Source organism: Aquimarina litoralis (genome assembly GCF_019295435.1).
GTDB classification, from domain to species: Bacteria; Bacteroidota; Bacteroidia; order Flavobacteriales; family Flavobacteriaceae; genus Aquimarina; species Aquimarina litoralis_A.
The window spans coordinates 1-13,723 of the sequence record NZ_WEKL01000033.1; the positions used below are offsets into that span (position 1 = coordinate 1).

Genomic DNA, 13,723 nt, shown 5'->3' on the forward strand with positions numbered 1-13,723 from the left:
AATGTAGTTACATCGATAGTATAGGTAAATGTATACACAGATGTATTTCCTGCACAATCGGTATAAGTGTAGGTGTAAATTTTATCACCTTCACAGGTAGGATCTGTATTTTCAGTAATTACAGGCGTGATATCATTTCCACAGACATCTGTWACTGTTGGTGCAGTTGGTTGTGTRGCATCMGCRATACATTCTACKGTTGCKGTTCCATTRGCTGGTATAACAGGCAATGTAGTTACATCRATWGTATAGGTAAATGTATACACAGATGTATTTCCWGCACAATCGGTATAAGTGTAGGTGTAAATTTTATCTCCTTCACAAGTAGGATCTGTATTTTCAGTAATTACAGGCGTGATATCATTTCCACAAACATCTGTTACTGTTGGCGAAGCTGGTTGCGTAGCATCGGCAATACATTCTATGGTTGCTGTTCCATTAGCAGGTACAACAGGAAGTGTAGTTAGATCGATGGTATAAGTAAATGTATACACAGAAGCATTTCCTGCACAATCGGTATAGGTATAGGTGTAAATTTTATCACCTTCACAAGTAGGATCTGTGTTTTCAGTGATTACTGGAGTAATGGGTGTTCCATTACTATCGGTAACTACAGGAGCCGCAGGTTGTGTGGCATCAGCAATACATTCTACCGTTGCAGAGTCATTTGGCGGAACTACCAATGGAGGTTCCACCGTTACTGTTATTGTATAAATAGTTCCAACGCATCCATTGGAATTATCTGTTGGGGTAATGGTATAGACAACATCTTGAGGTGCGGTTGATGTATTGATAAGTGTATCTTGTATATTTCCGTCTGTTGAGGTTGTAGTTGTTTCTCCAGTTATATTTGGGTTGTCGACTGCTGACCAGGAAAAAGTTACTCCATCATTGTAATTATCTACTTGTGATATCAAACCTTGATTTAAAGAATCTCCTGTGCAAATGTCAACTGTTCTGGAAGTGTTTAAAACTTGTGGTGCACGTTGAACAGTCACTGTGTAAGTATATGTATCCTGAGCGATTCCTCCAGAATCAAATCCAGTGATCGTATATATTACTTCTTGATCTGTAGTGCCAATATTTATTAAAGTATCTGTAATACTTGTATCAGTAGAAGTGGTAGTTGTTTCTCCAGAAATCAATGGATTATCTGTAGTAAACCAGCTAAAAGAAACGATACTTGGATCTACATCCATTGTTAGATCATGTGATAAAGTCTCTCCACCGCAAATAGTTTCTATAGGATTTACAGTTACTACTTCAGTTGCAGTAAGATCTGCAGGATCTGCAATACTACCTGTTCTTGGTGTAGCGCTAGCAGTAACCGTATTAGTTATATCACTTTGATTTGTAATATCTGTAGTTGTAATAATATACGTTGCTATCCAGACAGCATTAGTTCCTGGACCTAATTCATCCACATCATTATCGATTCCATCATCTATACCGGTTGTGCTTTGAAGTGTTATTGTTCCAAGAGAACCAGTACCAGAATGGATATCAGAAAGACTTACTTCATCAAAGGTCACATTTCCAGTATTAGAAACGGTATAGGTATACGTTACTATTTGTCCTTCCGCAACATTACTATTATCATCGGCTAGTTTTGTGACTGAAATACTTGGAGTTGATATTAAAGAAACGATAGTAGGATCATTCGTTGAGGTTGTCGGATCATCAGGATCGTCTGATAAATCAGTAATACTACCTAATCCAGGATCTTGAGCTCCTACGGTTGCTGTGTTTACAACCTGATTTGCATCAAGATCTTCTTGCGTAATTACATGCGTTGCCTCAAAGGTTGCAATTTCCATTGGAGCCATACTATCTACTATATTATCAGTTCCCGTATCAGTTCCAGTAGTACTAATAAGAGTAATAGTATCTGCATTGGGATCTACTACATTTACATCGGTCAATGTTACATTACCCACACTTGTGGCAATAATAGTATAGGTTATGGTTTGTCCTATTGTATTATATGGGCCATTTGTTGGTGCATCATCCACTTTTGTGACATCTAATTGACCAAACTGCGGAATACTTACCACGGTAGCATCATTAGGWGCTAGCGTCGTAGGGTCATCTGACATATCACTCACAACAGCTCCTTCCACTGGTTCTGTACCCGTTGCAGTAGCCATATTCGTTGTGTTACCATTGTCGAAATCTAACTGTACAATTTCATGAGTAGCTGTAAAAACAGCTGATTCTCCAGCAGGTAAGTTAGCTACTGAAGTTGGACTTAAACTGCCTACATCAATATTTGCATCAGTTATAGTTACATTATCCAAACTCACATTTCCGGTATTGATCACTGTAAATTCATACGTAATTAGTTCTCCTAATGTATCATACAAGCCATCAGGAGCCGGTTGTGCAATTTTTTCTAATACCAAGGCACCAATCTGTTCTATAGGAGTAATAGTAGGATCACTGGTTGATGTTGTTGGATCATCTGGATCATCAGAGATATCAGTAATAACAAAACCATTTGATAAAGTACCTTCGGCAGTTGCTGTATTTACCACTTGATCTGCTTCAATATCCGCTTGAGTAATTGTATGAGTTGCTGTGAAATTTGCTGTAGCTCCAATTCCTAAATTAGAAACAGAAGCAGGAGATAAACTCCCTATATCTATGTTAGGATCAGAAATTGTGACACTTGGAATTATTTGGCTACCTGTGTTGGTTACTGTAAAGTCATATGTTATGATTTCGCCAACGGTATCATAACTACCATCTGGAGCAGTTCTGTCTGTTTTAGTAATTTCTAATTCATTATTTATGATCGTTACGTCTTCTGTTGGGTCATCGGGCAAAGCATTGGTATCTACTTCTGTTTGAGTATTGCTTATGGTATTTGTGACAGTCACATCTGCAGAAACTTCGTTTACAGTGGCTTCTATTGTAAGGGTATGAACTTCACCAGCAAACATATCTCCGATAGTCCAATTAGGCGCTGACCAAGTACCAAAACTAGGAGTAACAGTTCCAAAACTTAATTCAGCAGGTAATAGATCGTTAATGACAAGGTTGCTCACAGGATCTTGTCCTAGACTTTCTACGGTAACAGTGAACGTAACCGTATCTCCTTCAATGACAGGAGAATTATCTACGGTTTTGGAAATTACTATTTCAGGAATGCAGTTGTAAGCAGATAAAATTGCAGAGTTGTAGGTGCAAGTTCCTCGAGTTACTCTAACAAAAAAATCTCCAGGTTCAGTTGGTGTAAAGATACTTGTAGTAGCACCCATGATTTCTGCTCCATTCTGAAACCATTGATAGGCGTCAAAATTTCCAGTGATTTCAAAAACATCAGAACCTGGTAAACAGCCACCACCCGTTATATCGAGTTCTACAACTGGAACCGTATCGAATCCAGAAAAATACCCTGCAATTCCTGCAGCACCACTTACTCCCAAAAATCCAACGGCTATAGGACCAGAGGATTGTACGGAAACATTTCCTGTAAGATTAGGGATATAGAAGGTTTTCCAGTCACTTGTTCCTATAACGGCTTGTTCATTTGCAAGTGCTATAGTTCCAGTATCATCCGTTACAATAATATTGGCATTTGGAGTTATCGATGCAGCAACTATAGTAATTCCTCCATTGAAATTTAATCCATCCACATCCCTGATATCGGAGATGTTACTTAAATTATCCGGTAGTAAACAATTTACTGGAGCAATAAAATTCAATCCTCCAGTAAATACACTGCTAGATCCAGATAAATGCTGATAGGCATAAGTCTCTTTAGAAGTTTCAACATACATATTACCACCTACAGAAGCAGGACTATAATTGCTGCCATTTATTACATAATATTCTCCAGTATTGATGGTTGCTTGATATACTCCTCCTACAGAAATGTCTGTCCCATTTTGGGTTCCTATAATGATAGGAGTTTCCACATCATTTACACCATTACCTCTTATGAATATATACTCTCTTCCTAGTACATTTTCCGGTACAGGCTGATCAATTAATGCATCTCTATTATTAGAACCTACACGAGGAGCGCCATTTAAATTTCCATTAGAAATAGCAATTTTTTTATCGGATTGGATAGTAGCTCCTAGCCAACAATCTATATTCGCTACTGTGGCATTTCGTAAAGCTTCTAAGACATAAGTTTGTCCTTGTGTTAAGGTTATAGTTAAGGTATCATCCGTAATCCCATCGTTGTCATTCTGTAATCGAAATTCACAATCCGTCCCATAATCATAAATATTTATTATGGTGGTTCCAGGTTCGGTGGCCATGATACCCAAAGTAGCATTAAGGCTCGTTTGACCGTTGCCAAAATTAGGTCTACCTCCCCATTTGAATAAGGTCCCTATAGCTTGCCTTCCTTTTGATGTTAATGAAGTCGCTTGGGCGTTGGATCTTCCTCTATAATTTACATAAAACTCTTCTCCGCCAACAGATTCAAAACGTAGCCCACTATTATTAAGTACGATACCTGTATTTGTATTAGTTACAAGTGTGATATTATTATCACCATCGGCGATATTGTATTTTCCTGGAGCAGCGTTAGATATGGTTAATGTGGTAATTGCAGTAGTATTGGTTCCTTGGAATACGTTTACATCGAAAGCTGTAGTTTCTGGTGTAGATAGATAAAATGCTTGTTGTCGAATGGCTTGGTTATTTCCTCCTTGCTTTAAAGGAGGTAAATAATGAACRTTACTCAATTGAGCAGTTATATGGATATAACTAGTTAGGAAAAATAGTAGGAAGAAGTAGTTTTTTTTCATTCTATGGCTATTATGACGATGATTTTCTAAATTAGAAAATGACCATGTTTTTAACATGTTAATTCCATATGAAATGCTATTATTTATCGACGAAACGCATAAAAATAGGATTAACGGTATTTGTTAAAAATGTTAAAATACTATTACTTCAAATATACGTTTTAAGGGAATTTACCCCTTATAGAAAAACCGTAAACTATTTACTTTGAATATGTAAGATTTTTTGTTTTTTAATAAAACATGATTTTTTTAGTATTCTTTTGGTATTAAGTTGGATATATGCTCAGTTGTGCGAACTAGAATATTTACATTACTTTTAATCCCGAATTATGATCAATTCTATACTACATATATTTTCCAATTTTGCTTTAAGAGTATTACTTTATATACTCGTATGTGTATATGTGATGTGGGTTGGAGTAGTAGTCGAGCCAGATACTGGAAGTTATGTTGCGCTTTCCTTGATAACACCACCAGGTTATGGGACTTTCCTTTTTGTTTTTAGAAAAATATTTGGTGAGGAAAATTACTTTCCAATTATTGTTGGTATTCAATTGGTTATAGGTTTTGGCGCTTGTATATATTTAATAAAAACAATCGCAAAGTTTTTTGAACTAGATAAGAGATTGGTTGTATTGCTAGATGTTATTTTATTAGCTCCAATAGTGATCCCAGAGTTTTTAACCGTTAATAGAATAGTAACTCAAGGCTTAGCATATCCTTTTTTTCTTGTGATAACGGCATTGTTAATTCGATATCTTTTTACAAAAAGTAAAAATACGCTGGTGTTTTTATTGATTAGTATTTTCTTGATATTGTTGATTCGAACACAATTCTTCTTTGTTATTCCTATTTTATTGATCATACTCGTGTATGAATGGTATCAAACAAGAAACTTTAAGCAATACGCACTGGTAATCCTTATTTTGTTGAGTATGCCATTTTTTATTTCCTTGTCTCAAAAGACTTTTAACTATGTAGTCCAAGGGAAGTACATTAATATTTCAAGTACAGGCCTTCAGATAATGATTATGCCGTTTTTTGTTGCGGATCAGGAAGATTATCAGCTATATGAAGATGTGCAAACTCAGGAGTATTATAAGAAAATGTATGCGATTGCTTATGATCGTAGACTTTTAGATGACTTTTATGTTCCGTTAAATGATAATGTATTTCATCATTTTGACTATAATTTTGTAAATATCTCATTTGGGGTGTTTTCTAAAGAAGGCAGGCAATTTTTAATGCCATCTGATCCTAACTCACATGAAGCGTTGATTGCAAATGATAAAATGTTGGTGAGTATGTGGTTGCCTCTTGTATTAGATAATTTCTGGAAATGTTTGGATTTGTTTTATAAAAATGTAGCACACGCTTTTGGAGGTTTTTATATGATATGGTTATCATTATTAGTTCTTATAGGGTCTTTATATATCTGGAATTCATATAAAGATAAATTAGCACTGTTTGCTTTTATCTGTATGCTGCTAACCTTTAGTAATATATTGCTAATTTGTATTGTGCAACATAGTATCCCTCGGTATTTGATATATCATGAATGGATGTTACCTGTATTATTTATTCTATTGCTGAATAATTTCATAAAGTCTAAACAGAAAAATAGCGTTTTGGATAGCTGATTTTAAGATTGATGGACAACTTGTAAAGTGGTTTCATATAAATCTAATTTTAGTACTCTTGCTTTTAGCCAAGCATAAAAACTCATAGCAAAAATATCTTCCTGTTCTGGGCTGTTTTTAATCAAAGTATGTTCTATTTTGAATAATAACTCTTTGGTATCCATGTTTTTAGGATTGAAATAAAAATTAGTTGCCAGAGATAAAAACTCCAAAGCACGAGTTTCATTATTCTTAACTAGGTAAGATCGATGTTTTTTTCGAAAACTTTTGGTTCTAGATTCTACCAAATCCATATGATCAAGTTCTATATGCAATAATATTTCAGTAAGATTCTTTTTTATGACCCAAATAATGCCTGCTTTTTCAGTATACCAAATGTCGCTATGATGTAATTTGTTTAGTAACCTTAGCGACTCTTTGAATTTTGATTGTTGAAAATAAAAAACAATTTGAGTTAATCTTAGATCTAAAATATAGGCGGTTTGATCTTTGAATAGTTGAAAGTTGAAATTTTCTAATATTTCAATTGCCTTGGTGGCTTTCCCTGTGTAATTATAGTTTAAGGTTTTAAGTAGCAGTAACTGTGGAAGAAACCTTTTGAAATATTTCTTTTTCTGTTTGAGCATCTGTTGTTCCATCTGCTGCAAATACTCTTCAGAACTAGAAAAGTTTTTATTTCTAAAGTAAGAATTAGCAACATAATATACTATTTGTATGTGATAGAATAGATGTTTATCCGTAAGCTGCTCTTTTGATTGGATTTGCTGATATGTTTTTTCCACAAAAGAAAGAACAGAATGAAAATTACGAGTAAGATTTGCCGCTTGATTAATGATCTCTAGAAGCTTGTATAAAGATCTAAATGTGATATCTGACGTAATAGAAATGTCAAATTTATCTAACGATTTATGTATTTCTTGGGATATGTTAATCGTATTCGTCAAAAGTTTATTTTGTATGTCTGCATAAAAAAGGTTTAGATTTTCTTCTTGTCTAAGTAGTGTTTGGTTCTTTCTAAAATCTTGAATCAAATTCTCTAGAGAAATAGTAGGATCTAGATGAGCATACTGGATTTTAGTATAATAAATCTCATGCAAAAAGCTAAAAAGATCAAAAGTTCGTGCCTTTAATTCTGCTTTTTTGATAGTTTTTAGAGCAATTTTGTATTGTTTCTGTTCAAAAAAAATTCTACTCGCTAATACAAGTTTAAAAATTTCCATCTCTTCAGAAGTTTCACTTTCGAAACTCTTTGAGGCGATAAAGTCGATCAAATTGTCATGCAATCTTTTGCAAAGTGCATGAAAAGCACCTTTAGCACTTTTACCATATAACTGCACATCTAAATCTTTTTGATCAGCTTCTTTATCCAGTAGTTTGAATAATTGGATGTTTTTAGTGTCGTTTCTCTTGTTTTTATTTTTAAGATGGTTGACAAAACTATGCTTGTCTTCTTTGGATAATGTTGCAATTATAGAGGATAATGTATTCATTATATCGTAAGTAATAATGATGTAAAAATATTGTAAATATTGATTTTTTTACTTAAAAATCACAAATATATCGTAAGTTTTTTGTGAAAATTGAATTGAGAAGTTGAGAAAGTCGTTGCAAATTTGTCCTGTTCAAAACAAACAATTGAAAATAATTAATCATCAAAATCAATTATTATGGACTACAAGTTTAGTAACGATGTAACAGAAGAAATTGTAAACGAAAACATCGAAAAGAACGAAACAAAAGTATATGACCAAAAACCGACTCCTGCTTTTATTGGAGCTTCATGGACAGCTTTATTGGCGGGAATGGTATCTTTTTGCACTGGCCTGTGGAATGCAGAAATGATGCTTAACGAAAAAGGATACTACTTTACAATCCTACTATTTGGTCTGTTCTCTGCAGTATCGGTACAGAAAAACGTACGAGATAAGTTAGAGGGAGTACAGGTAACTGAAATTTATTATGGAATCAGTTGGTTTGCTGCTTTGGCTTCGATTGTATTATTAATTATTGGGTTGTGGAATGCAGATTTAGATCTTAGTGAAAAGGGATTCTATGGAATGTCATTTACCCTAAGTTTGTTTGCTGCGATCGCAGTGCAAAAGAATACACGAGATAAGAAATTCATAGAAAACAGGGAGTTATAATTGGAAATTCAATCAAAAGGAGGGATCACTTTCATGTGGTTCCTTGTTTTGATGATTAGAGAAGGCAGCTACGAAGCTGTGGCTGCCTTTTTTACTAAAATATTAATTGTAATTTGACTAAATCAATGAAATTCTTTACTATAATCTTATTTAATCTTCCCTTAATCTGTTTTGGTCAAGAACACTTGATTGAAACTGGAAAATCTTTTGATGAAATAGAATTTGGATATTCAACTCTCGTAGATGTGAAGGAAAAATATGCTTCTGAAACTATTACTGATACTATAACTTATAGTTGTCCACATACCGATAAATGTGGGAAAGCTTATGGCAAAATGAATTCTATTTATATAAAGAAATTGGGAATAGTTTTTCAGGGAAATTATAATGATGAATTAATAAGACAAATCCGTTTGTATTTTCCATTTAAGGGTAAAATTGATGATTTAACAAAAATCGAATTAGGAAAAACAACAGTTAAAGATATTTATAAAAGTTATCCAAATTCAAAACTTACTTCAACTAACGGAAAAAACTATTGGATTATTCAAAATGATTATACTTCATTTTTAGTTACTAGGCTATCAACGGACAATAATTATCCAATCGAACATATTGAAATTGAAAACCGACTAATAAAGCTGATTCTGTTAAATCCTATTAGAAATCGCATGTTTATCGATTTTGAAAAGAATTGCTGTATGCCATTATACGCACCCAAAAATGAGATGCACAGAAATTGTTATGTTGAAAAACATAAAGGTGGGTTTTACTATATTAATATTGGTGGAGAATCTAGTTACAAAAGTGTAAAAAATGGATATTGGAAAGAATATTATCCAAATCATATTATAAAAGAAGAAGGAAACTATAAAAAAGGAAAGAAAGTCGGAGAGTTTAAATATTATGATAAAAACGGAACTTTAATACGAACTAAAAGACATCGTAGGTTTCTGTTTTGGTGATAATAATAACAGAATATAACGCATATGTTCCTTTGATGAGTAAACGTAAAATAAAAGGAACAATATGAAATTTTCTACCTAACCACAAAATCAAACTATTTTGAAGAAAGAAAATATAGGGACTGTTTTATTATTTGCATTAGGAGTAATAGCAGCTGTAGTACTATTTTATATTGATCCTATTTCGCAGAATGAAGCGTATCACACGTTTAGTGATAGAAGAAGTTTTATGAATATTCCTAATTGTTGGAATGTAATTTCTAATTATCCTTTTGTGATTGTTGGAGGTTTAGGTGTTATTTATTTTACTAGAAATAACAAGTTACAAATGTCTTATTTGTTGCTTTTTTTGGGAGTGATATTGGTAGCAATTGGTTCAGGTTATTATCATTTATTTCCAAGTTCACATTCATTAATTTGGGATAGATTACCGATGACTATAGTGTTTATGACACTATTTTCAATAATAGTTAGGGAGTTTATATCGGTAAAACTTGGGAGATTAATGCTATTGCCTCTGATTCTAATAGGTTTAAGTTCTGTACTTTATTGGGTTTATGGAGAATCAGGTGATTTAAGACTTTACGGTTTAGTTCAGTTTTATCCAATGGTAGCAATTCCAATCATTCTTATTTTTTTTACATCTAAATATACCAGTGGTTTGGAATATTGGATGTTGTTAGCCTTTTATATAGCTGCTAAAATTTTAGAACATTTCGATAGTGAAGTTTATGAATTTTTAGGATTTATAAGTGGTCATTCATTAAAGCATATTTTGGCGGCTATGGGTTTATATGTCTTATTACATTTTTACAAGAAAAGAAGTGATGAATTGGAAGTAAAGAATTTTAAAGCATCTTCCGGTTCATATTCTTTGCCAAAACAGTTTTTACCAAAATAATCAACATAGGATAAAAGCAATTTTACAATATCATAATAACTAATAATCATGAGTCTAAAATTTCAAAAAGAATTACAACTATTGGTTGCAGATCAGGTAATTTCTGAAGAAATATCGAATAAGATATCAGCATATTACGATTTGAAAAAACAAAAGCAACCTAATAAATTAATGACCATATTTGGAATCTTTGGTTCCTTATTAATAGGAGCAGGGATTATCCTGATGCTTGCTCATAATTGGGATGATTTTTCCAGAATGACTAAAACGATATTGGCATTTGTACCGCTAATAATAGGACAAATTGTGGCTGGATATTCACTTCTAAAAGATAAAAGCCGTGTGTGGAAAGAAGCTTCTGGAACTTTTTTGTTTTTTGCTGTAGGAGCAAGTATATCGCTAGTAAGTCAGATATATAATATTTCTGGAGACTTAGGAGATTTTTTGAAAACCTGGACATTGCTTTGCATTCCGTTAGTATATCTACTTAGATCTAACGCAGTTGCATTATTATCAATTCTTGTTGGAACGTACTACGCTGCAGAAGTTGGTATATGGAGTTATAGAAGCAATAATACACCATGGTTTTATATTCTTTTTGTGGCTGCTCTTTTGCCTCATTATTGGTTACAGGTTAAAGAACATATTTCAGCCAATACCACAACTATTCTTAATTGGATTTTGCCTGCAAGTATTGCTGTTGGTTTGGGAGGATTTATCCTTGATAGTAGTGAATTAGGGTTTATTATGTATATCACCTTATTCGGAGTATACTATAATATTGGGAAACTTCCGGTTTTTGAAAAAATAAGAACCCTTAGAAACGGATTTTTAATCTTAGGATCTTTAGGAACAACAATTCTATTAATGATATTTACATTTAAATGGCCTTGGGAAGAGCTTTTTGATAAATGGGTATATCATTCTCAAGAATTCTACATCTCTTGTGTATTTGGGGTAATAGCAATTTCAGCTTTATTATATCGTGTTGGTAAAAATGGAATCAAGTCTATAAATCTCTTTCAAGTATCATTTATACTGTTTTGGGTCTTATTCTTTTTGGTGGCAGTGAATCCTTTTATAGCGATGATATGTGCTAATGTTTTGGTATTTACCTTAGGAATAACTGCCATAAAAATCGGATCAGATAAGTTGAATTTTGGTATTCTAAACTACGGATTACTAATTGTTTCGATCCTTATTATCTGCAGATTCTTCGACACTGATATGAGTTTTGTGGTTAGAGGATTATTATTTGTGATCGTAGGAGCTGGTTTTTTCTTTACGAATTACATCATGTTCAAAAAACAACGTAGAAAACAAATTATATAAACTAAGATTTCGTGAAATACACTTTAGAAAAGATGTTGATGTAGTCTTGGTGTGTTTTACATAACAATTTTAAAATTTAAACACATGAAAATCATTTATTTATTTATACTATTTATAATAGTAGCATTGGCTCAGATCTTTGTACCTCTGCATATGATTGTGGACAAAGAAGATACATTAGTATCGGGCGTTGCTTATAAATTTAAGACGAGACCTATCGATCCTACAGATCCATTTAGAGGTAAGTACATTACACTACAATATGAAATGGATCATTTTGTAACAAAAGATTCAACATATGCAGTAGGTGAGGAAATCTATATCTATCTTAAAAATGATGAACAAGGTTTTGCCGAAATTTCACAGATTAGCAAAGAGCCTTTAGAAATATCCAATGACTATGTTACTGCAAGAGTGAGTTATTATTATAATAATAAAGTGAATTTTTATTTGCCTTTTAACACCTTCTATATGGAAGAAACAAAAGCGTATGATGCAGAAGTTGCCTATACTGAAGCAAATAGGGATAGTCTACCTGCCAATGTATATGCATTGGTTTATGTAAAAGAAGATCAAGCTGTTCTTAAAGATGTGTACATAAATGATATTCCTATTCAGGAGTATGTAGAAAAATAATTTTTTTAGAAGTAATTAAACCTTTTTACAGAATGGTAGTCATAGTATTGAAAACAAAAAAGTAGAGAACTATGAAGACATTATTAAAAACATTGGTATTAGGGCTTTTATTATCGGTATTCACAACATCTTGCGCAACAACTGTACGAGTACGTCCGGCAAACAAAGTAGTAGTAACCAAAGTACATAACCCAAGAGTTGTGGTTCATAGAAATGTAAAGTATTACAGAAGTGGTGGTGTTTGGTATATAAAAAAGAATAGAAGATTTGTTACCGTTGCTGCTCCTGTTGGTGTAAGAGTAAAAACATTACCTACTGGGTATAGAGTGGTAAAAGTAAGAGGTGTAAAATATTATAAATACAAAGGTGTATACTACAAAAGAACCGGTAGGAACTATGTAGTAGTAAACGTATAGTAAGTTAGAGAAGTTGAGTTGGTTAGTTTAGTTAAGTAAAATTCCTTGGGGTTTTGTATGAAACCTCAAGGTTTTTTTATTACCAAGCTTCTTCAATTTTAATACGTTCACCATTTTGGTATGAAGCAATAAATGCTCCTCTAAAACCTAGACGAACTAATTCTCGTCTAAACTTCTTAGCCTCAGATAAGGAAGCAAAATTACCAAGGGCATACTTATTAAAGTTACCTGCTTTTATTTCTCTGAAATTTACAAACTTATCCGAATACATCGATAGATCTTTTTGTTCAAAAGCGCCAATTTGAACAGCATATACCAATTGATCTTTTAATGAAGCCTTTTCCTGCACCTCTTGATCATCAGAAATATTTTCTGAACCATTGATCTCTTGATCCATCGAAAGATTTTTAATGGTTTCTTCCAATTCAGAGATTTTATTATTAAGAATATCTGTTTGCGCTTTTGCTTCGCTTTTGGCAATAACGTTATCAGAAGTATTGAACTTCATAAAATAAATAGTTCCAGCTACTCCTAAAAGCGCTACAATTCCTAGGATTATAGTGGCAATTTTGAACTTTCGGGTATTCTCCTGTTCTTCTCTAAGGGCTTTAGTATGAGCAAAGTTAGTTACTCTTTTTTCTTCTTTAGCATCGTCTATCTGAACCTGAAAGTCTAGTAGTTCATCATCACTGATATAAGGCATGAGTCGTGGTTTTAATGTCTTCAAATATAGGTGTTTATTGTTTTATCCAAAAATTAAATTACTGATAAACCGTAATCAGCAGTTTATGTTACATGCGTTTGAAATAGAGCGTAGCTCGCGTAAACAAAGAAAATGATCGATAAAAATTTCGTTGAAACTTGTCAAAACTGTAAGATTTTTTCTTTTAAAGAAAGTGTAATTTTTAAGTTTATGATGCGCA

General features: G+C 33.0%; 10 protein-coding genes. 7 read left to right on the forward strand and 3 right to left on the reverse strand.

Annotated features, from left to right (window positions below):
• On the reverse strand, positions 1-4,766 hold a 4,766-nt coding region (locus GBO31_RS16355; RefSeq protein WP_219009435.1), incomplete at its 3' end, for a DUF7507 domain-containing protein.
• A 329-nt stretch (positions 4,767-5,095) separates the two neighbouring features.
• On the opposite strand from GBO31_RS16355, the gene GBO31_RS16360 reads away from it, so the two are divergent.
• Complete coding sequence (locus tag GBO31_RS16360) at positions 5,096-6,406, forward strand: hypothetical protein (RefSeq protein WP_219009436.1); 1,311 nt, start codon at positions 5,096-5,098, stop codon at positions 6,404-6,406.
• A gap of 2 nt (positions 6,407-6,408) precedes the next feature.
• On the opposite strand, the gene GBO31_RS16365 is transcribed toward GBO31_RS16360, so the two are convergent.
• The gene (locus GBO31_RS16365) at positions 6,409-7,896 is read right to left on the reverse strand and encodes a hypothetical protein (protein WP_219009437.1); all 1,488 of its coding nucleotides are present in this window, start codon (positions 7,894-7,896) and stop codon (positions 6,409-6,411) included.
• Between the two features lie 177 nt (positions 7,897-8,073).
• Between GBO31_RS16365 and yiaA the strand changes: the two genes are divergently transcribed.
• From yiaA to GBO31_RS16395, 6 genes are all read left to right on the forward strand, one after another.
• The gene (gene yiaA, locus GBO31_RS16370) at positions 8,074-8,550 is read left to right on the forward strand and encodes an inner membrane protein YiaA (RefSeq protein ID WP_219009438.1); all 477 of its coding nucleotides are present in this window, start codon (positions 8,074-8,076) and stop codon (positions 8,548-8,550) included.
• A 125-nt stretch (positions 8,551-8,675) separates the two neighbouring features.
• Complete coding sequence (locus GBO31_RS16375; RefSeq protein WP_219009439.1) at positions 8,676-9,515, forward strand: toxin-antitoxin system YwqK family antitoxin; 840 nt, start codon at positions 8,676-8,678, stop codon at positions 9,513-9,515.
• Positions 9,516-9,615: 100 nt separating this feature from the next.
• Positions 9,616-10,416 (forward strand): ceramidase domain-containing protein, encoded by an 801-nt coding sequence (locus GBO31_RS16380; RefSeq protein ID WP_219009440.1) that lies wholly within the window; start codon positions 9,616-9,618, stop codon positions 10,414-10,416.
• Positions 10,417-10,464: 48 nt separating this feature from the next.
• Positions 10,465-11,748 (forward strand): DUF2157 domain-containing protein, encoded by a 1,284-nt coding sequence (locus GBO31_RS16385; RefSeq protein ID WP_219009441.1) that lies wholly within the window; start codon positions 10,465-10,467, stop codon positions 11,746-11,748.
• Between the two features lie 84 nt (positions 11,749-11,832).
• Positions 11,833-12,384, forward strand: a complete 552-nt coding sequence (locus GBO31_RS16390; protein ID WP_219009442.1) for a GDYXXLXY domain-containing protein — start codon at positions 11,833-11,835, stop codon at positions 12,382-12,384.
• Between the two features lie 71 nt (positions 12,385-12,455).
• A complete protein-coding gene (locus GBO31_RS16395) occupies positions 12,456-12,800 on the forward strand; it encodes a DUF6515 family protein (RefSeq protein WP_219009443.1) in 345 nt (114 codons plus the stop codon).
• A 79-nt stretch (positions 12,801-12,879) separates the two neighbouring features.
• On the opposite strand, the gene GBO31_RS16400 is transcribed toward GBO31_RS16395, so the two are convergent.
• On the reverse strand, positions 12,880-13,527 hold the full coding sequence (locus GBO31_RS16400) for an SPOR domain-containing protein (protein ID WP_219009444.1): 648 nt from the start codon (positions 13,525-13,527) through the stop codon (positions 12,880-12,882).
• Positions 13,528-13,723: the final 196 nt, after the last annotated feature.

Bases quoted from the DNA above. Each gene is read 5' to 3' on its own strand.
- GBO31_RS16360 (WP_219009436.1), top strand. From the start codon at position 5,096: ATGATCAATTCTATACTACATATATTTTCCAATTTTGCTTTAAGAGTA.
- GBO31_RS16365 (WP_219009437.1), bottom strand. From the start codon at position 7,896: ATGAATACATTATCCTCTATAATTGCAACATTATCCAAAGAAGACAAG.
- yiaA (WP_219009438.1), top strand. From the start codon at position 8,074: ATGGACTACAAGTTTAGTAACGATGTAACAGAAGAAATTGTAAACGAA.
- GBO31_RS16375 (WP_219009439.1), top strand. From the start codon at position 8,676: ATGAAATTCTTTACTATAATCTTATTTAATCTTCCCTTAATCTGTTTT.
- GBO31_RS16385 (WP_219009441.1), top strand. From the start codon at position 10,465: ATGAGTCTAAAATTTCAAAAAGAATTACAACTATTGGTTGCAGATCAG.
- GBO31_RS16390 (WP_219009442.1), top strand. From the start codon at position 11,833: ATGAAAATCATTTATTTATTTATACTATTTATAATAGTAGCATTGGCT.
- GBO31_RS16395 (WP_219009443.1), top strand. From the start codon at position 12,456: ATGAAGACATTATTAAAAACATTGGTATTAGGGCTTTTATTATCGGTA.